Genomic DNA, 19,702 nt, shown 5'->3' with positions numbered 1-19,702 from the left:
CGACCACCGGCCGATCCTAGTTCGTGCGGAGGGTGCCCAGCCAATTGGCCAGCAGCCGGAGCCCGGCGGCCCCCGACTTCTCGGGGTGGAACTGCGTGGCCGAGAGCGGCCCGTTCTCGACCGCGGCGATGAAGGGGCCTCCGTGATCGGCCCAGGTGACCGCGGGACGCGGGAACGGGGGCATCACGTCGAGCGACCACTCGCGGGCGCCGTAGGAGTGCACGAAGTAGAAGCGCTCCTCGGCGATGCCGTCGAAGAGCACCGAGCCCTCGGGAGCGGAGACGGTGTTCCAGCCCATGTGCGGGACGACCTCGGCCGGGAGGAGGTCCACCGTCCCCGGCCACTCGCCCAGGCCCTCGCTCTCGACCCCGCGCTCGACGCCGCGCTCGAAGAGCACCTGCATCCCGACGCAGATGCCCAGGACGGGGCGCCCGCCGGCGAGGCGCTTCTCGATGATCTCGCCGCCGCGGGCGCGGGTCAGCGCCGACATCACGGCGTCGAAGGCGCCGACGCCGGGCACGAGGAGGCCGTCCGCCTCCAGCGCCCGCTGCCGGTCCCCCGTCAGCTCGACGTCGGCCCCGGCGAGCTCGAGCGCCTTGACGGCGGAGTGCACGTTCCCCGAGCCGTAGTCGTAGACCACGACGGAGGGGCGGGCCGAGCTCACAGCGCGCCCTTCGTCGACGGCACGCCGGAGACGAGCGGGTCGAGGGCCTTGGCCTGACGGAAGGCGCGGGCGAACGCCTTGAACTCCGCTTCGGCGATGTGGTGCGGGTCCCTGCCGCCGAGCACCGTGACGTGCACGGTGAGGCCGGCGTTGAACGCGATCGCCTCGAAGACGTGGCGCACCATCGACCCGGTGAAGTGGCCGCCGATCAGGTGCAGCGCGAAGCCCTCCGGCTCGCCGGTGTGCACGAGGTAGGGGCGCCCCGAGATGTCGACGACGGCCTGCACGAGCGCCTCGTCGAGGGGGACGAGCGCGTCGCCGAAGCGGGAGATCCCGGCCTTGTCGCCGAGAGCCTGTCGGATGGCCGTGCCGAGCACGATGCCGATGTCCTCCGCGGTGTGGTGGATGTCGATCTCGATGTCGCCGCGGGCCCGGACGCGCAGGTCCGTGAGCGAATGCTTCGCGAACGCCGTCAGCAGGTGGTCGAAGAAGGGCACGCCGGTCTCGAGATCGGCGACGCCCGTGCCGTCGAGGTCGAGGGAGAGCTCGATCCTCGACTCGCTGGTGGCACGGCTGAGGGAGGCGGTGCGCCCGGGTGCGGCGCTCGGGGAGGTCATGCCTCCCAGTCTATTCGCGCCGCGTCACCGCCCCCGGGCGGAGCTCACTCACGCGAGAGCGCCACCGTGGCGTCGGCCGACGGTGCGGGGAGGGAGGCGAGCGCCTCGAGGAACGCGGTCGTCTCCTCCTCGGTGCCGGCGCTGACGCGGAGGTGGTTCGGGATGCCGACGTCGCGGATGAGCACGCCGCGGGCGAGCAGGCCCTCGAACACGGCGGCCGGATCCGCGACGCCGCCGAAGAGGACGAAGTTGCTGCCGGTCGCGTCCGGGCGGTAGCCGAGGGCGCGCAGGCCGTCGATCATCCGGTCGCGCTGCACGATGATCTCGCCGACCATGGCGAGCATCTCGTCGGCGTGAGCGAGGGCGGCGGTCGCGGCGGCCTGGGTGAGGGCCGACAGGTGGTACGGGAGGCGGACGAGGCGGAGCGCGTCGATCACCGCGGGGTCGGCGGCGAGGTAGCCCAGGCGGACGCCGGCGAAGGCGAAGGCCTTGCTCATGGTGCGGGACACGAGCAGGCGCGGTCGCCCGGGGAGGAGGCTCAGCGCGGTGGGCGCGCCCCTGCCCGCGAACTCGGCGTACGCCTCGTCGACGACGACTATGCCGTCGGTCGCGTCGTAGACCGCCTCGATCACGGCGAGGTCGAGCGGCGTCCCGGTCGGGTTGTTCGGAGCGCAGAGGAAGACGATGTCGGGCCGGGCCCGGCGCACCTGCTCCGCGGCGTACTCGGCTCCGATCTCGAACTCCGCCTCGCGCGGAGCGGGGATCCACTCCGTTCCGCTCCCCGACGCGAGGATCGAGTACATCGAATAGGTGGGCGCGAACCCCAGCAGCGAGCGCCCGGGACCGCCGAACGCCTGAAGGACGTGCTGGAGCACCTCGTTCGATCCGTTCGCAGCCCACACGCCGTCCGCGGTGAGCCCGTGACCGAGGTAGCCGGCGAGGGAGTCGCGCAGCTCTCGGAACTCGCGGTCGGGATACCGGTTGACGGTGCGCAGCGCCTCCGTGACCCGCCCGACGATGTCGGCGATCACGTCGTCCGGGACCGGGTGGGTGTTCTCGTTGACGTTGAGGGCGACGGGCACGACCGCCTGGGGTGCACCGTACGGGTGCCTGCCTCGGAGGTCGTCGCGGAGGGGCAGGTCATCGAGAGTCGTCACCAGGGAATGGTAGCGAAGCACCCGGCGCGGACGTCCGGGCAGCCCGGCTCAGCGAGCGGTGTCGTACTCGGCCGGGACCGCGAGGCGCTGCCCGGGCTCGACGCCCGCGCTCGAGAGCTGGTTGAGGGAGAGGATGTCGTCGACCACGTCGCGCGGGTCCGCCTGCGGGGCGAGCTCCTCGGCGAGCGACCAGAGCGACTCGCCCGCGTGAACGGTGACGTACTGGAACTCGACCGCAGCGGCGTCGCTCGACGCGACCGCTCCACCGCCGTTGAGCCCGAAGGCGAAGGCGCCCGCCACGATCGGCAGGGCCCCCAGAGCGGCCACCACGGCGCGGCCGCGGCGCGTGAGGCGCAGACGGGTGCGAACGATCCGCGCTTCGCCGAACGCGCTCATCGGCTCGGGAGCGGACGGCAGGACCTCGACGGGCCGAGCCGCGGACGAGCGCTGGAGCGGGCGGGAGGTGAGCTGTGCGGTCATGGGATCGCTCCTTTCAACAGGGATTCGGGGAGGCCCTCGGCCGGGAGGGCCGCCCCGAACGCCTGTACCGAACATATCTTCGAACGACGGAGCGGTCAAGGGACCGTTCCGGCTGATCCGCGGGCGGACTCGCGCGCGACACACTCGAACGAATGTTCCGAGTCGTGAGTTCCGGCGGATACAGTTTCGAGAGCCTGGTCGTAGTACAGCAGCGACCACCGACATTCCTTGTCGGGTCGCGACCGGGCGGGCGCGCACGCGGCGTGCGCACCGGGAAGAGGGAGCATCGTGAGCGACGCGCAGAGGGCCGGGACCCCGGCCGCCAAGACGAAGGCGGCCGCGGGCCGGCGCCGGAAGAGCCTGAGCGCCAAGCAGCTCGCGATCCTCGACGCGATCCAGCGCTCGGTGTCGAGCCGCGGCTACCCGCCGAGCATGCGCGAGATCGGCGACGCGGTCGGCCTCGCCTCGCTGTCGAGCGTCACCCACCAGCTCAACCAGCTCGAGCTCAGCGGGTACCTGCGCCGCGACCCGAACCGGCCCCGCGCCCTCGAGATCCTCATCGACGTCCCCAGCTCGACGGACGACGACGGGTCGTTCGAGTCGACCGCGACGGTCGGCGACGCGGCGATGGTCCCCCTCGTCGGCCGGATCGCGGCGGGCGTGCCGATCATGGCCGACCAGCAGATCGACGAGGTGTTCCCGCTTCCCCGGCAGCTCGTCGGCAAGGGCGAGCTCTTCATGCTCAAGGTCGTCGGCGAGTCGATGATCGACGCCGCGATCTGCGACGGCGACTGGGTCGTGGTCCGCTCGCAGCGCACCGCCGAGAACGGCGAGATCGTGGCGGCCATGCTCGACGGCGAGGCCACCGTCAAGGTGCTGCGCCAGCGCGACGGCCACACCTGGCTGCTGCCCCGCAACTCCAACTTCGAGCCGATCCTCGGCGACGAGGCTGAGGTGCTCGGGAAGATCGTGGCGGTCCTCCGCTCCGTCTGACACCGGGCGTGCAGGAGGGGCCCGACCGGCGTGCAGCCGGTCGGGCCCCTCCTGCATTCGACGGGCACGGGTGATCGGGGCGCGCGCCCCTCCGTCGCGGTCACGGGAAGGCGGAGGAGAGCTGCCGACACGAGATCGCCGAACCCTCCGGCCGCCGGAGTGGGTCGATGATGCGGGACGCCGCACCCCCTCACGGATGCGCCGAGCGCCCGCCTCCCGGACGGGGAGACGGGCGCTCGGGTGGTGGCGATCAGGCCTGGACGGCCGCGCGCGGAACCGCGAACTCGGTGAGCGAGCCCGCCAGGTCGGCGTGCACGAGGGCGACCACGTGGGTGCCGCCCTCGACGTACTGCGTCGACAGGATCCGGCCGCTGCGGTGCAGATGCGAGATCACGTCGCCCCGGTCGTACGGCACGAGCAGGTCGATCTCGACGTCCGGCTCGGGCAGGATCTCGGCGATCCGCGCCTCCAGCTCGTCGATGCCCTCGCCGCTGCGCGCCGACACGAAGACCGCGTCGGGAGCGAGACCGCGCAGCACCAGCCGCGTGCCCTCGTCCACCAGATCGGCCTTGTTGAAGGCGATGATCTCGGGGATGCTGCGGGCGCCCACCTCGCCGATCACGTCGCGCACGGTGGCGATCTGTCCGGCCGGATCGGGGTGGGAGGCGTCCACGACGTGGACGATCACATCGGAGTCCGCGACCTCCTCGAGCGTCGACCGGAAGGCCTCGACGAGCTGGTGCGGAAGCGCTCGCACGAAGCCGACCGTGTCGGCGAGCGTGTAGAGGCGCCCGTCCTTCGTCTGGGCCTTGCGGACGGTGGCGTCGAGGGTCGCGAAGAGCGAGTTCTCGACGAGGACGCCCGCGTGCGTCATCCGGTTCAGCAGGCTCGACTTGCCGGCGTTCGTGTACCCCGCGATCGCCACCGAGGGGACGGCGTTGCGCTTGCGGTTCGCGCGCTTGGCCTCGCGGGCGGGCTTCATCGCCGTGATCTGCTTGCGCAGGCGCGCCATGCGGGTGTGGATGCGGCGACGATCGAGCTCGATCTTCGTCTCACCCGGACCGCGCGAGCCCATTCCGGCTCCCGCGCCCACCTGGCCGCCGGCCTGGCGGGACATGGACTCGCCCCAGCCGCGCAGTCGCGGGAGCAGGTACTCGAGCTGCGCGAGCTCGACCTGCGCCTTGCCCTCACGGCTCTTCGCGTGCTGGCTGAAGATGTCGAGGATCACCGCGGTGCGGTCGATCACCTTGACCTTCACCACGTCCTCCAGCGCACGCCGCTGGCTCGGTGCGAGCTCGGTGTCGGCGACGACCGTGTCCGCGCCGAGGGCCGCGACGAGCCCCGCGAGCTCCTGGGCCTTGCCCTTGCCGAGGTAGGTGCTCGGATCGGGGTGCGGGCGGCGCTGGAGCAGGCCGTCGAGGACCGTCGCTCCCGCCGTCTCCGCGAGCGCGGCGAGCTCGTGCAGCGAGTTCTCCGCGTCCTGCAGCGAATTCTGCGAGTACACGCCGATGAGCACGACGTTCTCCAGGCGCAGCTGGCGGTACTCGACCTCCGTGACGTCCTCGAGCTCGGTCGAGAGGCCGGCGACGCGTCGCAGCGCCTGCCGGTCGTCGCGGTCGAACTGCTCGCCGTCGCTGTTCTCGCCCTCGTGGCCGGCGCTCTGCAGCGCCTGGGCTCCACCCGCGACGAAGCGCGAGTACCCTGCCGAACGCGACTGCGCGTTCGCCAGGACCCTCGAGACGACGTCCACGGCCTCGGTCGTGTCGGTCTCGTTCAGGTCTTCCGTCATCCGGATAACACTAACTCCTCAGGTCTTGATAGGTTCACTTCTCATGGCCGCCGAGCACTACTTCTCGAGTACTCCCGACGGCGACCTCCGGCCCCGCAGGATCCAGGCCCGCCTGGCCGGCCGCGACCTCGAGGTCACGACGGCAGGAGGGGTGTTCAGCCCCGGTCACGTCGATCTCGGCACGCGCGTCCTGCTGGACGCGGTGCCCGACGCCCCCGCTGACGGGGACCTGCTCGACCTCGGCTGCGGCTGGGGCCCGATCGCCCTCGCGCTCGCCCTCGCCTCCCCCGACGCCCGGGTGTGGGCGGTCGACGTCAACCAGCGGGCGCTCGAGCTGGTCCGTCGCAACTGCGAGGAACTCGGCGTCCTCAATGTCAACGCCGTGCTGCCCGAGGATGTTCCCGACGACGTCCGCTTCCGCACCGTGTGGTCGAACCCGCCGATCCGCATCGGCAAGGAGGAGCTGCACCTCCTGCTCGAACGCTGGCTGCCGCGGCTCGAGGAGGGCGCGGACGCCTGGCTCGTCGTGCAGCGAAACCTCGGCTCCGACTCGCTCCAGACCTGGCTGGGCGCCGCGTTCGCCGGGCGGCTCGACGTGGAGCGCGTCTCCTCGGCGAAGGGCTTCCGCGTGCTGCGGACGACCCGCCTGGCCTGACCGGGTCCTCAGTCGATCCGGATCGTCCCGGTGAAGACGAGGTCGGCCGGGCCGGAGAGCCCGACGTGCTCGCCCTCCTCCGCCGCGAACATCGTCACGCCGAGCGTGCCGCCCGGGACCTCCACGCGCCAGGCCTGCGGAGCGCGCGCTCCCGCCCAGTAGCGCACCGCCAGTGCCGCCGCCGCGGCACCCGTGCCGCAGCTCAGGGTCTCGCCGCTGCCGCGCTCGTGCACGCGCATCCGGATCCGCCCGATCCCGTCGTGGACCAGGGGCTCGCCGGGAACCACGAACTCGACGTTCGCGCCGTCCTCGGGCTCCGGGTCGAGCTGCGGGATGTAGGAGAGGTCGGCGGAGTCGAGCTCCTCGTCGTTGCTGAGGGCGACGACCACGTGCGGATTGCCGAGGTCGATCCCGAGACCGGGGCGCGCGACCTTGAGCTCCTTCGCCCGCACCAGGGGCTCGCCGCCCGCCAGCTCCCAGCGGCCGAGGTCGACCTGGAACCCGGCACCGCTGCGGGTGACGTCGCGGACGCCGGCGCGGGTGCCGATCGGCAGGGTGTCGCCGGGCTCGAGCGCCGCGAGGCCGCCCGCGAGCAGGAACGCGGCGTAGACGCGGATGCCGTTGCCGCACATCTCGGCGATCGAGCCGTCGGCGTTGCGGTAGTCCATGAACCACTCCGCCTCGCTCTCCTCGGCTAGAGCCGCGGCGCCCTCCGGGATCGCGCGGGAGCGGACGGCACGGATGACGCCGTCGGCGCCGACGCCGAAGTGGCGGTCGCAGATCATCGCGATCTGCGCGGGCGAGAGGTCGACCTCACCGTCCGGGTCGCTGAAGAGCACGAAGTCGTTGCCGGTGCCCTGGCCCTTGGTGAAGTGCAGCTCGATCGTCATGGCGCACAGCCTAGCGAGGAGCGGGAGCGGCGGCCTGGGCGGCGGCGTGCGCCCGCGACACCAGGTCCGGCGCGTCGTACGGGAGCCGGTGGGCGCCGGCGTAGCGCCGGAACCAGCTGTTCTGCCGACGTGCGTAGCGGCGCGTGAGCGCCTGCGTCGCCGCGATCGCCTCCTCCTCGCGGAGGACGCCGGCACGCTGGGCGAGCGCCTGGGCGTACCCGATGGCCCGCCCGGCTGTGACGCCGCGCTCCAGGCCGAGGGGGACGAGCCGCTCGACCTCGTCGAGCATCCCGGCCGCCCACATCCGCTCCACCCGCCGGTCGAGGCGCTGCACCAGCTCCTCCCGCGGAGCCTCGAGGAACAGGATCGAGGCGGGGCGCCACGGAACCGGCTCGTCGGACATCAGCGCGCTGTGCGTGCTCCCGCCGTTCAGCTCCGCGATCTCGAGCGCGCGGACGATGCGCCGGGTGTTGTGCGGACCGATCCGCTCGGCCACTCCGGCGTCGATCCGGCGCAGCCGCTCGACGAGGGCGCCCAGGCCCTCCCGCTCGGCGGTCTCCTCGAGCCGGCGCCGGACGGCCGGGTCGGTGCCCGCGAACGAGAACTCGAAGACGACGCTGGAGACGTACAGGCCGGAACCCCCGACCAGGACCGGCGTCGCCCCGCGCGCCAGCACGCTCTCGATCACCTGCCGCGCCTCGCTCTGGTAGCGGGCGACCGACGCCTCCTCCGTCACGTCGAGGACGTCGAGCAGATGGTGCGGGACGCCCCGCCGCTCGTCGGCGCGCAGCTTCGCGGTGCCGATGTCCATCCCGCGGTAGAGCTGCATCGCGTCGGCGTTCACGATCTCAGCGGCGCCGCCGTCCTGCCGGATCGCCTCGGCGAGATCGAGCGAGAGGTCGGACTTGCCCGTGCCGGTCGCGCCGACGACCGCGATCAGCTCCGGCGCGGTATCGGGGGCTCCGGTCTCAGCGCTCGCCATCGAGGGCGTCGTAGATCGGCGTCGTCAGCGTGCCGGCGTCGCGCACGCGCAGCGACGGCAGGCCCAGCGAGACCCGGGGCGCCCCGCTCGCGCCCGGGGCGGCCGGAACTCCGCAGGACTCGGTCTGCGCCCGGTCCCAGGCGTCGCCCGCGCGGGTGCGGCGGATGCGGAGCGGCGCGCCGTCGGGCGAATCCGCCAGGAGGTAGAAGGGGGCGGCACGGGTGACCCGGACGGAGACCACGTCTCCGGGACGCGGCTGCTCGGAGCCCTCGGGCACGTCGAAGTGCACCAGACGGCTGTCCTCGGCGCGTCCGCTCAGCCGGTGCGTCTCCGTGTCGCGGCGGCCCTCGCCGGTCGCGACGAGGACCTCGACCTCTCGGCCGACGACCGTGCGGTTCTCCTGCTCGCTGATCGCGTCCTGCAGGGCGACGAGCCGCTCGTAGCGCTCCTGGACGACCGCCTTGGGGATCTGGTCGGGCAGCGTCGCGGCCGGGGTGCCGGGCCGGATGGAGTACTGGAAGGTGAAGGCGGAGGCGAAGCGGGCCGCCTCGACCACCCGCAGGGTCTCCTGGAAGTCGGCCTCCGTCTCGCCGGGGAAGCCAACGATGATGTCGGTGCTGATCGCCGCGTGCGGGATGCGATCGCGCACCCGGTCGAGGATCCCGAGGAACTTCTCGGAGCGGTAGGAGCGGCGCATCGCCTTGAGGACGCGGTCGGAGCCGGACTGGAGCGGCATGTGCAGCTGCGGCATCACCGCCGGCGTCTCGGCCATGGCGTCGATCACGTCGTCCGTGAAGGCCGCGGGATGGGGGCTCGTGAAGCGGATCCGCTCGAGCCCGTGGATGGTGCCCGCCGCGCGGAGCAGCTTCGAGAACGCCTGGCGATCGCCGAACTCGACGCCGTAGGAGTTCACGTTCTGGCCGAGAAGGGTGACCTCGATCGCGCCGTCGTCCACGAGCGCCTGGATCTCGGCGAGCACGTCGCCGGGACGCCGGTCCTTCTCCTTGCCGCGGAGCGAGGGGACGATGCAGAAGGTGCAGGTGTTGTTGCAGCCGACCGAGATCGAGACCCAGCCGCTGTAGGTCGAGTCGCGCTTCGTGGGGAGCGTGGAGGGGAAGACATCGAGCGATTCGAGGATCTCGAGCTGCGCCTCGTCGTTGTGGCGGGCGCGCTCGAGCAGGCTCGGGAGGGCGCCCATGTTGTGCGTGCCGAAGACTACGTCGACCCACGGGGCACGGTCGAGGATGACGTTCTTGTCCTTCTGCGCGAGACAGCCGCCGACCGCGATCTGCATCCCCTCGTGTCGGCGCTTCACCGACGCGAGGTGGCCGAGGTTGCCGTAGAGCTTGTTGTCGGCGTTCTCGCGCACCGCGCAGGTGTTGATCACGACGACGTCGGCCTCGGCTCCATCGGCGGACACGTAGCCCGCCGCCTCGAGCGAACCGCTCAGCCGCTCGGAGTCGTGCACGTTCATCTGGCACCCGAACGTACGGACCTCGTAGGTCCTCGGCCGGGTCTCGGCGACGGGCGACGGGGCGGTACCGAGCGTGCTCATGGTGTGGGATTCTACGCTCCGGTCGGACCGCTCCCGGCCCGCCGTGTCAGCGGAAGCGGACGCTCGACCCCGGCTTGCGGATCGTCTCGCGGACGACGCGCTGCACGAGTCCGCCGGCGTAGCCGCGGCGCGCGAGGAATCCCGTGAGCCGGCGCTCGGCGACCTCGTCGGAGAGAGAGCGCAGGCTCGGCAGGCGCTTGCGCGCGAGCTCGAGCGCCGTGCGGTACTCATCGTCGCCGTCCAGCTCGTCGAGCGCTGACGCGATCGCCTCGGGGTCGATCTTCCGCGCGCGCAGCTCCTGCTGGATGGAGGAGCGGCCGAGCTTCTTGCGGTCACGGAGCGAGACGACCAGCTGCTCCGCCATGCGGAGGTCGTCGAGGTAGCCGAAGCGCGTGAAGCGCTCGAGGATCTCGAGGGCGTCCTTCTCGGCGACGCCCTCCGTGTAGAGGCGCGCCTCGACCTCGGCGACCGAGAGGCTCTTGCGGGAGAGCCCCCGTACGATCCGATCCGCGACCTGCTCGGGATCGATCTCCTCCGGGACCTCGATCGCGTCGTCGTCGTCCTCGTCGTCCGCGTTCTCGACGAACGCCGGCGCGCGCCGGGCGACATGAGCCGAGAGCTCGGCGATCCGCTCGGAGGCCGGAGACGCGGCGCCCCCGACGGCGGAGCCTTCCAACTCGCCTGCGACCGTCCCGGGAGCTCTGGTACGCGGCGTCCCGGCTCCGGACGGCTCCGGAAGCGACCCGGCCCCGTCGGCGTCCGGCGCCGCCGGAGCCCAGCCGTCGTCGCCCGCCGCACCCCGGTCGACCCAGGGCAGGAAGGCCACGGGGCGGCCCTTCGCCCCCTCCGCGGCCTTCTCCGCCACGGGCTAGGCGCCCTTGCGCACGGGCTGCTTGGTCTCGATCGCGACCGGCGCGGCCTCGACGGCCGCGTTCGGGTCGACGATCACGCCGAGCTTGACCAGGATGCGCTTCTCGATCTCGGCGGCCACATCGGGGTTGTCGATGAGGAACTGGCGCGCCTTCTCCTTGCCCTGGCCGAGCTGGTCGCCGTCGTAGGTGTACCAGGCGCCCGACTTGCGGACGATCTCGTGCTCGACACCGAAGTCGATCAGGCTGCCCTCGCGGGAGATGCCGACGCCGTAGAGGATGTCGAACTCGGCCTGCTTGAAGGGCGGGGCCATCTTGTTCTTCACGACCTTGACGCGGGTGCGGTTGCCGACCGCGTCGGTGCCGTCCTTCAGCGTCTCGATGCGGCGGATGTCGAGGCGGACCGACGCGTAGAACTTGAGCGCCTTGCCGCCCGCCGTGGTCTCGGGGCTTCCGAAGAAGACGCCGATCTTCTCGCGCAGCTGGTTGATGAAGATCATCGTGGTGTTCGTGGTGTTCAGTCCGCCGGTCAGCTTGCGCAGCGCCTGGGACATGAGGCGGGCCTGCAGGCCGACGTGGGAGTCGCCCATCTCGCCCTCGATCTCGGCACGCGGCACGAGGGCCGCGACGGAGTCGATCACGATGAGGTCGATCGAGCCCGAGCGCACGAGCATGTCGGCGATCTCGAGCGCCTGCTCTCCGGTGTCGGGCTGCGACACGAGGAGGGAGTCGATGTCGACGCCGAGCTTCTTGGCGTACTCGGGGTCGAGCGCGTGCTCCGCGTCGATGAAGGCGGCGATGCCGCCGTTGCGCTGCGCGTTCGCGATCGCGTGCAGCGTGAGGGTGGTCTTTCCGGAGGACTCTGGGCCGTAGATCTCGACGATGCGGCCGCGGGGGAGCCCGCCGATCCCGAGCGCGACGTCGAGCGCGATAGAACCGGTCTGGATCACCTCGACGGGAGCGCGGTCGTCGCTTCCGAGGCGCATGACGGCGCCCTTGCCGAACTGGCGGTCGATCTGGGCGAGTGCGGTCTCGAGGGACTTCTCGCGGTCGGAGGAACTGGGCATGGCCGTCTCGCTCTCGTGTTCGTGGTGGTGTCGCCTACAGGCTGTCGCGACATGCCGGCGGCTGTCGGAGTGACAGTGCCGGCCGGCTGCGACAAGGCGGTGAAGCAGGTCCGTTCAGGTGTCTCCGACGGTACGCCCGACCACCGACATCGGGGCCGAGCGAGAGCGACTCCGTGGAGACGGAGCCGATCCTGCTTCTGTGGAGGAGCCTAGACCCGTTCGAACACGGATTCGAGCACGAGCCGTCGGCGTGTCGAACACGGCTTCGGCGACGGGAGCGTCAGCGGTGGCGCTTCCGCGGATCCACGCCGTGCCACCGGGCCTCCGGGATGTCGTTGGCGCGGCAGAGGGCGAGCCAGACCTCGCGCGGCTCCGCTCCATCCGCGAGGGCGCGCTCGGCGGTGCGGCCCCCGAGCTCGGTCAGCACGAGGTCCGAGACCAGGACACGGGCGTAGGCGCCGCCGAACTCGTCGTCCACCAGCTGCCGGAACTCGCTCAAGCGCATGCGTCCACGGTAGCCGCTGCCCGGAAGCCGCACTCCCCCGGGAACGCCGAAGGGCGCCCGGCCGGAGCCTGGGCGCCCTTCGCGTGGAACGGGTGCGGTGAGTGGAGGGGACGGAATCCGACTACTGCGTGACGAGGTCCGCGTCGAAGCCGGCGACCATGTCTGCCGGGATGGTGTCGGGGATGGTGTCGATGCCCTCGATGACGGCGAGACGATCGCCGACCTCGCGCATGATCACCGAGATGGGGGTGTCGAGGGCGTCGGCGACAGAGGCGAGGATCTCCGAGGAGGCCTCCTTCTGACCGCGTTCGACCTCGCTCAGGTAGCCGAGCGCAACGCTCGCCTTGCTCGCCACCTGACGGAGCGTACGACCTTTCTGCAGGCGAAAGTCCCTGAGGACATCGCCGATCTCCTGACGAACTAGAACCACTGGACCCTCCTTCTCCACGTCAACCGCATGTCGTGCACCTGCACCGCGAGCACGAGCGCCGGAGATTCCGGAGGGGGTGATCGGGGGGCTGGGACGAGAGAACCGGATAGCTGTTCACTACCCGGTTCGTATGGTGTCGACTCTAATACCGGATGACTGGACTTTGCGTGTGAGCGACACCAGTTGTAACCGGGCCGCAATGCGGCGCATTCCGATTCCCGAAGGGCCCCGGCTGGGTATCCGCCTCATGCGCCGCGGGCGATCAGCTCCGCGCCGAGGGCGAGGGCCGCGTCGACCGAGGCGGCGCGGATCGCGGCGCGGTCGCCGTCGAACCGGTGCTCACGGACGAGCTCGTCCTCGCCGAGGACGGCCGCCACGATGACGGTGCCGACGGCCGCGTCCCCCTGCGGATCCGGACCGGCGACCCCCGTCGTCGCCAGGCCGAGCGTCGGACGCCCGTCGGCTGCGAGCCGCGAGGACGCTCCGCGCGCCATCTGCACGGCGACTCCGGGATCGACGGGACCCCGCTCGCCGAGGACGCGCGCGTCGACCCCGAGGAGCCGGTCCTTGAGGTCGGTGGCATAGCTCACCACTCCCCCGCGGTACACGGCGGAGGCGCCGGGCACCTCCACGAGGGCGGAGCTGAGCGCGCCGCCGGTGAGGGACTCCGCGACGGCGAGGTCGACACCCCGCCGCCGGAGCTCGGCGATCAGCTGCGCGGCCGTCACCGCGTCGGCCGGGCGGCCCGGCTCTGGCGGGCGGCGTCGGCGAGGTAGTCGATCCCGGTGGCGACCGTGAGCACCACCGCGGCCGTCATCGTGATGCCGTTCAGCCAGTGGACCCACTCGCCGAGGACGGCCCAGAGCGGCAGCAGAGCGAGGGAGATCGCGATCGACTGCACGATCGTCTTGAGCTTGCCGCCCCGCGACGCGGGGATCACCCGATCCGAGAGCACGGCCATCCGGAACACGGTGATGCCGATCTCGCGCACCAGGATGACGATCGTCACCCACCACGGCAGCTCCGCGAGGATCGAGAGCCCGACGAGCGCCGCGCCGGTGAGCACCTTGTCGGCGATCGGATCCAGGAGCTTGCCGAGATCGGTCACGAGGCCCCGGCTCCGGGCGATGTGCCCGTCGATGCCGTCCGTGGCGATCGCGACGATGAAGAGGAGCGCCGCGGCGATCCGGATCCCGCCGTCCTGCCCCCCGTCGGCCAGCAGGAGCCAGAAGAAGACGGGCGCCAGCAGGATCCGGACGACCGTGATCGCGTTCGGCAGGTTCCAGTTGCCCGACGCGGCCGGAGCCGGTGCGGTGGGGTTCGTCATCGTGCTCCGCCGTTCCTCGCAGTGCGGGCGACCGGGACGGTCACTCGCGTCCCGTCAGCGTCCAGGCGTCCTCGCCGGACCCCTCGTCGTCGTCGTGGTAGTCGGTGGCGGCGGGCCCCGTCGGCTCGGCCAGCGGATCCGCGTACGGGTCCGGGGCGACCGAGGACGGCGCGGCCGGCCCCTCACCCGGGTCCTCGCCGCGCATCCGCGCGAGGACGCCCGGCAGCTGCTCGGCGGTGACCAGCACGTCGCGGGCCTTCGACCCCTCGGAGGGGCCGACGACCTCGCGCGACTCGAGCAGGTCCATCAGTCGGCCGGCCTTGGCGAAGCCGACGCGGAGCTTGCGCTGCAGCATCGAGGTCGAGCCGAACTGCGTGCTGACGACGAGCTCGGCCGCCGCGACCAGCAGCTCGAGGTCGTCCCCGATGTCGGAGTCGATCTCCTTGCGCTGCGCCTGCACGGTGATGTCCTGGCGGTACTCGGGCTGCGCCTGACGGGTGACGTGCTCGACGACCTTCGCGATCTCGTCCTCGCGGACCCAGGCGCCCTGCACGCGCATCGGCTTGTTGGTGCCCATGGGGAGGAAGAGGCCGTCGCCCTGCCCGATGAGCTTGTCGGCTCCCGGCTGGTCGAGGATGACCCGCGAGTCGGTGACGCTGGTCACCGCGAAGGCGAGGCGGCTGGGCACGTTCGCCTTGATGAGGCCGGTCACCACGTCGACGCTCGGCCGCTGCGTGGCCAGCACGAGGTGGATGCCCGAGGCGCGCGCGAGCTGGGTGATGCGCACGATCGAGTCCTCGACGTCGCGCGGGGCGACCATCATCAGGTCGGCGAGCTCGTCGACCACCACGAGGAGGTACGGGTACGGCTTGAGGACGCGGCTGCTGCCCGCCGGGAGCTTGATCTCGTCCGCGCGGACGGCCGCGTTGAAGTCGTCGATGTGACGGAACCCGAACGACGCCAGGTCGTCGTAGCGCATGTCCATCTCCTTCACGACCCACTGCAGCGCCTCGGCGGCCTTCTTGGGGTTCGTGATGATCGGAGTGATCAGGTGGGGCACTCCGCCGTAGATGGTGAGCTCCACGCGCTTGGGGTCGATCAGGACCATGCGCACGTCCTGCGGGCGCGCGCGCATCAGCAGGCTCGTGATCATCGAGTTGACGAAGCTGGACTTGCCGGAGCCGGTGGAGCCGGCGACCAGGAGGTGCGGCATCTTGGCGAGGTTCGCCACGACGTAGCCGCCCTCGACGTCCTTCCCGACGCCGATGGTCATCGGGTGCGTGGACGTCGTCGAGGCCGGCGAGCGGAGGACGTCGCCCAGCGAGACGATCTCGCGGTCCGTGTTGGGGATCTCGACGCCGATCGCGCTCTTGCCCGGGATCGGGGAGAGGATCCGGACCTCGTTGCTGGCGACGGCGTAGGAGAGGTTCTTGCTGAGCGCGGTGACGCGCTCGACCTTGACGCCGGGGCCGAGTTCGATCTCGTAGCGGGTGACGGTCGGGCCGCGGGAGAAGCCGGTGACCGTCGCGTCCACGTTGAACTGCTGCAGCACCTCGGTGATGGCGCGGACCATCTCGTCGTTGGCCGCCGAGCGCGCCTTGGAGGGCGTGCCCGTCGAGAGGGCGGCCGCCGAGGGGAGGCGGTACGGCGCGTCGTCCTCGAACGAGGAGTCGAAGCCGGCGGTCGGATCCTCCTCGGCGAGGGGCGCGATCGGGCCGGTCTCGATGACGGGCGGGATCGGGACGGCGGGCGCCACGTCGAGGCGGTCGAGCCGGATGACCTCGGTCGCGTCGTCGTCGACCACGCCGGTCGCGCCGCGGGGAGCGCCCGTCTGCTCGAAGCGGGCGAGCGCCGCCTCGGCGGTCTCGGCCTCGGCCAGCACCTCGGTGGCGTAGGAGCGGGTCGGCGGGTGGGCCTCGTCGTCGCGCTCCTCGAGCGCGGTGTCGAAGCCCTTCGCGCGGCCGCGGGCGGGCGCGGCACCCTCGAGCACCTCGGTGAAGGAGTCGATCGGGAGCTCGGTCTGCACGGTCGGCTCGTCCTCGCGCCCGGACTCGGTGCGCCGCCACCAGGGCAGCTCTCCGCCGTCCTGCTGCGCGTCCTCCTCCTGCTCGGCCTCCGCCTTCGCCGCGGCCTTCGCGGCGGCCCGCTCGGCCTTGAGGCGGGCGCGCTCCTCGTCGTCGAGCACAGGGGCGCCGAAGAGGTAGCCGTAGAGCTCCCGCGAGCGCGCGCCGATGCGGTTCGGCGGGGTCTTGGTGATGATGAACAGCGACAGCAGGATCACGAGAGACAGCAGCACGGTCGCGCCGGGGACGGTGGCGATCGCCGCGAGCGGGGCGCCCACCAGCCAGCCGAGGACGCCTCCCGCGGCCGCCATGGTCTCGATTCCCTGGCCGGGCTGCGGCAGGCCGAGGTGCGCGTGGCAGATGCCGGCGGAGGCGACGAGCAGCGTGATGACGCCCACGCCGATCCGCCCGTTGTCGTCGACGGACCGGGGGTGCCGGAAGAGCCAGAGGGAGAAGAGGAGAAGGACGACCGGCAGCACGTAGGCGACCCGGCCGAAGAAGCCGCCGAAGCTCCACGCGTCGAGCACCAGGGCGACCGGGTCGGTCGCGAGGAACCACTCGACCACCGCGCCCGCGACGGCCAGCAGCAGCAGCAGGAAGGGGACGCCGTCGCGGCGCTCCTCCTTCGCCAGCCGCTCGGGACCGAGGGCGCGGGCGGCGCCGCCCGCGAGGTGGGCCAGCGCCATCCAGAGCCGCACGGCGGGGTTGGTGCGCGGGGCGGACTCGAAGGCCACCGTCTTCGTCTCGGCGGCCGCCTTGCCCGAGCCCCGTCCGGATCGCGGCGCGCCGGAGCGCGGAGTCGCGCTGCCGCGCCCGCGCGAGGTCGTCTTGGTACTGGTCGCCATGAGGCCACCGTACCCGCCGCCCCCGTCAGGGCCGGTGACCCGCGCCGCGACGGCCGGCGCCGATCCGCCGCCGGCCGGGAGGCTCAGGCCTCGATGACGAGCGGCACGATCATGGGCCGGCGGCGGTAGGAGGTGTTGACCCAGCGACCGACGACGCGACGGACGGCCTGCGACAGCGCGTGCTGGTCGCTCGCCCCGTTCCGCACCGCCTCCTCGAGCGCGGCCGCGATCCGCGGCTTGACCTCGTCGAAGACGCTGTCGTCCTCCGCGAAGCCCTTCGCGTGGATCTCGGGGCCGACGACGATCCGCCCCGTGCCCGCCTCGACCACCACGATGATCGAGATGAAGCCCTCCTCGCCGAGAATCCGCCGGTCCTTGAGGTCGGCGTCCGTGATCTCGCCCACCGACGATCCGTCGACGTAGACGAACCCCAGGTCGAGCCGTCCGACGACGGTCGCCCTGCCGTCGAGCAGGTCGATCACGGTGCCGTCCTCGGCGATGATCGTGTTCTCCTCCGCGATCCCGGTCTCGCGCGCGAGCTGCGCGTTCGCGACCAGGTGCCGGTACTCGCCGTGCACCGGCATCACGTTCAGCGGCTTGAGGATGTTGTAGCAGTAGAGGAGCTCGCCGGCCGCGGCGTGCCCGGACACGTGCACCTTCGCGTTGCCCTTGTGCACGACGGTCGCTCCGAGCCGGGTGAGCCCGTTGATGACCCGGTACACCGCGTTCTCGTTGCCGGGGATGAGGCTGGAGGCGAGGATCACGGTGTCGCCCTCCCCCGGCTCGATCTGGTGATCGAGGTTGGCCATCCGGCTGAGGACGGCCATCGGCTCGCCCTGCGACCCGGTGGACATGTAGACGATCCTGTCCTCGGGGACGTCGCCCGACTTCTTCATGTCGACCAGGACTCCCGGAGGGACGTGCAGGTAGCCGAGATCCGCGGCGATGCGCATGTTGCGGACCATGGAGCGGCCGAGCAGCGCCACGCGGCGGCCCGTGGCGTGAGCCGCGTCGAGCACCTGCTGCACCCGGTGCACGTGGCTGGAGAAGCTCGCGACGATGACGCGGCGGGTCGCCCTGGCCATGACGCTCTCGATGACCGGGCCGATGTCGCGCTCGCTCGGCGTGAAGCCGGGGACGTCGGCGTTGGTGGAGTCGACCATGAACAGATCGACACCCTCCTCGCCGAGGCGGGCGAAGGCGCGCAGGTCGGTGATCCGGCCGTCGAGCGGCAGCTGGTCCATCTTGAAGTCGCCGGTGTGCAGCACCGAGCCCGCGTCGGTGACGATCGACACGGCCAGCGCGTCCGGGATCGAGTGGTTCACGGCGACGAACTCGAGCTCGAAGGGCCCGAGGTTCTCGACGTCGCCCTCCTTCACCGTGAGCGTGTACGGCGTGATCCGGTGCTCCTTGAGCTTCGCCTCGACGAGGGCGAGCGTGAGGGTGGAGCCGATCAGCGGGATGTCGCGCTTCAGCCGGAGCAGGTAGGGGACGGCGCCGATGTGGTCCTCGTGGCCGTGGGTGAGGACCACTCCGACGACGTCGTCGAGCCGGTCCCGGATGGGTGTGAAGTCCGGGAGGATCAGGTCGACGCCCGGCTGGTCCTCCTCCGGGAAGAGCACGCCGCAGTCGACGACCAGGAGCCTGCCGTCGATCTCGAAGACGGTCATGTTGCGGCCGATCTCGCCGAGGCCGCCGAGGGGGATGATCCGGAGCGTTCCCGGAGCGAGCGGGGCGGGGATGATCACGGGACCGGGCATGCGCCCTCCTTCTCCAGCGGTGCTTTCTCGGGACGTGCCGCTCGGGCTCAGCGGGTGGTGCCGGCGACCTTCGGGAGGGCGCCGCCGGCCGCGGCGTTGCGGTCGGGCCGGAAGTTGCGGAAGTCGACGCCCGGGATGTCGCGGACCAGGCCGAGCTCGTCCTCGATGAGCGCCGCCTCCGACTCCTCCGGGCCGACCAGGGGCAGCCGCACGCGCGGCGAGGAGATGCGGCCGAGGCCGTGCAGGATGTACTTCGCGGCGACGGTACCGGGGACGTGCGTCATCACGGCGCGCACGAGCGGCTCGAGCTGCTGGTGCGCGCGGGTGGCCGCGTGGAGGTCGCCCGCGTTCACGGCGTCGACGATCGTGCGGTACGGCGCGGCGGCGATGTTCGCGGTGACGCCGATGAGCCCCGTGGCGCCGATGGCGAGCTCGGGGAGCACGTTCGCGTCGTCGCCGCAGAAGTACATCAGGTCGGTCTGGTTGAGCACGCGGCTGACCTCGGAGAGATCGCCCTTCGCGTCCTTCACGGCCAGGATGTTCGGGTGCTTGGCCGCCCGCAGGATCGTCTCGTAGCGGATCGGCACGCCGGTGCGGCCGGGGATGTCGTAGAGGATGACCGGCAGGTCCGTCGCATCCGCGATCATCCGGAAGTGGGTGAGCACGCCCGCCTGCGTGGGCTTGTTGTAGTACGGGGTGACGACCATGTTGCCGTCGGCGCCGGCCTTCTCGCTCTGACGGGCGAGCTGCATGGCGTGGGCGGTCTCGTTCGAGCCGCCTCCCGTGATGATCTTGGCGCGGCCCCCGGCGACCGAGCGGCCGACCTCGACGAGGCGGATCTTCTCCGGGTCGGTCAGGGTGCTGGTCTCGCCCGTGGTCCCGGTGACCACGATGCCGTCCGCGCCCGCTGCGATGCAGTCGTCGATGTGCTTCTCGACACCGGGCCAGTCGACCTCGCCGTCGGCGGTGAACGGGGTGACCAGGGCGACCAGGACCTGGCCGAAGGGATTCTCCGGAGTTGACACGCTGCCAGGGTAGCGGGTCGCCGCCGCGC

The 19,702-nt window shown here is 71.7% G+C and carries 19 protein-coding genes; 2 read left to right on the top strand and 17 right to left on the bottom strand.

Features of this window, described 5'->3' with window-relative positions; translation table 11 throughout:
- Nucleotides 1-16: 16 nt before the first annotated feature.
- From hisH to C5C53_RS06295, 4 genes are read right to left on the bottom strand one after another with little or no spacing between them, the layout of a single operon-like run.
- Nucleotides 17-664 carry an imidazole glycerol phosphate synthase subunit HisH gene (gene hisH, locus C5C53_RS06310; RefSeq protein ID WP_104224485.1) on the bottom strand — a complete coding sequence of 216 codons (648 nt, stop codon included), beginning with the start codon at nucleotides 662-664 and terminating at the stop codon, nucleotides 17-19.
- Nucleotides 661-1,281 carry an imidazoleglycerol-phosphate dehydratase HisB gene (gene hisB, locus C5C53_RS06305; RefSeq protein WP_104267097.1) on the bottom strand — a complete coding sequence of 207 codons (621 nt, stop codon included), beginning with the start codon at nucleotides 1,279-1,281 and terminating at the stop codon, nucleotides 661-663. The genes hisH and hisB overlap by 4 nt, the downstream gene beginning before the upstream one ends.
- Before the next feature lie 44 nt (nucleotides 1,282-1,325).
- Entirely contained in the window at nucleotides 1,326-2,438 is a 1,113-nt protein-coding gene (locus C5C53_RS06300) for a histidinol-phosphate transaminase (protein WP_181068100.1), read from the bottom strand.
- A gap of 48 nt (nucleotides 2,439-2,486) precedes the next feature.
- Nucleotides 2,487-2,918, bottom strand: a complete 432-nt coding sequence (locus tag C5C53_RS06295) for a LysM peptidoglycan-binding domain-containing protein (protein WP_308470716.1) — start codon at nucleotides 2,916-2,918, stop codon at nucleotides 2,487-2,489.
- Nucleotides 2,919-3,206: 288 nt separating this feature from the next.
- On the opposite strand from C5C53_RS06295, the gene lexA reads away from it, so the two are divergent.
- Nucleotides 3,207-3,911 (top strand): transcriptional repressor LexA, encoded by a 705-nt coding sequence (gene lexA / locus C5C53_RS06290; RefSeq protein ID WP_104267096.1) that lies wholly within the window; start codon nucleotides 3,207-3,209, stop codon nucleotides 3,909-3,911.
- Between the two features lie 250 nt (nucleotides 3,912-4,161).
- On the opposite strand, the gene hflX is transcribed toward lexA, so the two are convergent.
- Nucleotides 4,162-5,700, bottom strand: coding sequence for a GTPase HflX (gene hflX / locus C5C53_RS06285; protein ID WP_104267095.1), 1,539 nt, complete (start codon nucleotides 5,698-5,700; stop codon nucleotides 4,162-4,164).
- Nucleotides 5,701-5,743: 43 nt separating this feature from the next.
- Between hflX and C5C53_RS06280 the strand changes: the two genes are divergently transcribed.
- Nucleotides 5,744-6,355, top strand: a complete 612-nt coding sequence (locus C5C53_RS06280) for a class I SAM-dependent methyltransferase (RefSeq protein WP_104224480.1) — start codon at nucleotides 5,744-5,746, stop codon at nucleotides 6,353-6,355.
- 8 nt (nucleotides 6,356-6,363) lie between these two features.
- Here C5C53_RS06280 and dapF read toward each other — a convergent pair whose 3' ends face one another.
- From dapF to dapA, 12 genes are all read right to left on the bottom strand, one after another.
- Nucleotides 6,364-7,245: a diaminopimelate epimerase gene (gene dapF / locus C5C53_RS06275; RefSeq protein WP_104226308.1), complete on the bottom strand. Its 882-nt coding sequence runs from the start codon at nucleotides 7,243-7,245 to the stop codon at nucleotides 6,364-6,366.
- Between the two features lie 10 nt (nucleotides 7,246-7,255).
- Nucleotides 7,256-8,227, bottom strand: a complete 972-nt coding sequence (miaA, locus tag C5C53_RS06270) for a tRNA (adenosine(37)-N6)-dimethylallyltransferase MiaA (RefSeq protein WP_104267094.1) — start codon at nucleotides 8,225-8,227, stop codon at nucleotides 7,256-7,258.
- Nucleotides 8,214-9,782 (bottom strand): tRNA (N6-isopentenyl adenosine(37)-C2)-methylthiotransferase MiaB, encoded by a 1,569-nt coding sequence (gene miaB / locus C5C53_RS06265; RefSeq protein WP_104267093.1) that lies wholly within the window; start codon nucleotides 9,780-9,782, stop codon nucleotides 8,214-8,216. The genes miaA and miaB overlap by 14 nt, the downstream gene beginning before the upstream one ends.
- 46 nt (nucleotides 9,783-9,828) lie before the next feature.
- Nucleotides 9,829-10,608: a regulatory protein RecX gene (locus C5C53_RS06260; RefSeq protein ID WP_181068345.1), complete on the bottom strand. Its 780-nt coding sequence runs from the start codon at nucleotides 10,606-10,608 to the stop codon at nucleotides 9,829-9,831.
- A 42-nt stretch (nucleotides 10,609-10,650) separates the two neighbouring features.
- Nucleotides 10,651-11,718: a recombinase RecA gene (gene recA, locus C5C53_RS06255; protein ID WP_104224475.1), complete on the bottom strand. Its 1,068-nt coding sequence runs from the start codon at nucleotides 11,716-11,718 to the stop codon at nucleotides 10,651-10,653.
- Nucleotides 11,719-11,998: 280 nt separating this feature from the next.
- Entirely contained in the window at nucleotides 11,999-12,223 is a 225-nt protein-coding gene (locus C5C53_RS06250) for a DUF3046 domain-containing protein (RefSeq protein WP_104267091.1), read from the bottom strand.
- A gap of 121 nt (nucleotides 12,224-12,344) precedes the next feature.
- Nucleotides 12,345-12,653, bottom strand: a complete 309-nt coding sequence (locus C5C53_RS06245) for a helix-turn-helix domain-containing protein (RefSeq protein WP_068207524.1) — start codon at nucleotides 12,651-12,653, stop codon at nucleotides 12,345-12,347.
- Between the two features lie 245 nt (nucleotides 12,654-12,898).
- Complete coding sequence (locus C5C53_RS06240; RefSeq protein ID WP_104267090.1) at nucleotides 12,899-13,381, bottom strand: CinA family protein; 483 nt, start codon at nucleotides 13,379-13,381, stop codon at nucleotides 12,899-12,901.
- Entirely contained in the window at nucleotides 13,378-13,980 is a 603-nt protein-coding gene (pgsA, locus tag C5C53_RS06235) for a CDP-diacylglycerol--glycerol-3-phosphate 3-phosphatidyltransferase (RefSeq protein ID WP_104267089.1), read from the bottom strand. Before pgsA ends, C5C53_RS06240 begins: the two co-directional genes overlap by 4 nt.
- Before the next feature lie 40 nt (nucleotides 13,981-14,020).
- Complete coding sequence (locus tag C5C53_RS06230; protein ID WP_104238628.1) at nucleotides 14,021-16,888, bottom strand: DNA translocase FtsK; 2,868 nt, start codon at nucleotides 16,886-16,888, stop codon at nucleotides 14,021-14,023.
- A gap of 83 nt (nucleotides 16,889-16,971) precedes the next feature.
- Nucleotides 16,972-18,648 carry a ribonuclease J gene (locus C5C53_RS06225; protein WP_104267088.1) on the bottom strand — a complete coding sequence of 559 codons (1,677 nt, stop codon included), beginning with the start codon at nucleotides 18,646-18,648 and terminating at the stop codon, nucleotides 16,972-16,974.
- A 47-nt stretch (nucleotides 18,649-18,695) separates the two neighbouring features.
- Nucleotides 18,696-19,673, bottom strand: a complete 978-nt coding sequence (gene dapA / locus C5C53_RS06220; protein WP_104267087.1) for a 4-hydroxy-tetrahydrodipicolinate synthase — start codon at nucleotides 19,671-19,673, stop codon at nucleotides 18,696-18,698.
- Nucleotides 19,674-19,702 lie beyond the last annotated feature (29 nt).

This window comes from Rathayibacter sp. AY1E3 (genome assembly GCF_002932235.1).
In the GTDB taxonomy this organism is placed as follows: Bacteria; Actinomycetota; Actinomycetes; order Actinomycetales; family Microbacteriaceae; genus Rathayibacter.
The sequence above is the reverse complement of the archived record's forward strand: the minus strand, read 5'-3'. Positions and strand labels throughout refer to the sequence as shown.

What these genes read in the sequence shown, in the direction of transcription:
- C5C53_RS06295 (WP_308470716.1), bottom strand. Translation starts at nt 2,918, where the DNA reads ATGACCGCACAGCTCACCTCCCGCCCGCTCCAGCGCTCGTCCGCGGCT.
- recA (WP_104224475.1), bottom strand. Translation starts at nt 11,718, where the DNA reads ATGCCCAGTTCCTCCGACCGCGAGAAGTCCCTCGAGACCGCACTCGCC.
- pgsA (WP_104267089.1), bottom strand. Translation starts at nt 13,980, where the DNA reads ATGACGAACCCCACCGCACCGGCTCCGGCCGCGTCGGGCAACTGGAAC.
- C5C53_RS06225 (WP_104267088.1), bottom strand. Translation starts at nt 18,648, where the DNA reads ATGCCCGGTCCCGTGATCATCCCCGCCCCGCTCGCTCCGGGAACGCTC.
- C5C53_RS06250 (WP_104267091.1), bottom strand. Translation starts at nt 12,223, where the DNA reads ATGCGCTTGAGCGAGTTCCGGCAGCTGGTGGACGACGAGTTCGGCGGC.
- miaA (WP_104267094.1), bottom strand. Translation starts at nt 8,227, where the DNA reads ATGGCGAGCGCTGAGACCGGAGCCCCCGATACCGCGCCGGAGCTGATC.
- hflX (WP_104267095.1), bottom strand. Translation starts at nt 5,700, where the DNA reads ATGACGGAAGACCTGAACGAGACCGACACGACCGAGGCCGTGGACGTC.
- hisB (WP_104267097.1), bottom strand. Translation starts at nt 1,281, where the DNA reads ATGACCTCCCCGAGCGCCGCACCCGGGCGCACCGCCTCCCTCAGCCGT.
- C5C53_RS06280 (WP_104224480.1), top strand. Translation starts at nt 5,744, where the DNA reads ATGGCCGCCGAGCACTACTTCTCGAGTACTCCCGACGGCGACCTCCGG.
- C5C53_RS06230 (WP_104238628.1), bottom strand. Translation starts at nt 16,888, where the DNA reads ATGGCGACCAGTACCAAGACGACCTCGCGCGGGCGCGGCAGCGCGACT.
- dapF (WP_104226308.1), bottom strand. Translation starts at nt 7,245, where the DNA reads ATGACGATCGAGCTGCACTTCACCAAGGGCCAGGGCACCGGCAACGAC.
- miaB (WP_104267093.1), bottom strand. Translation starts at nt 9,782, where the DNA reads ATGAGCACGCTCGGTACCGCCCCGTCGCCCGTCGCCGAGACCCGGCCG.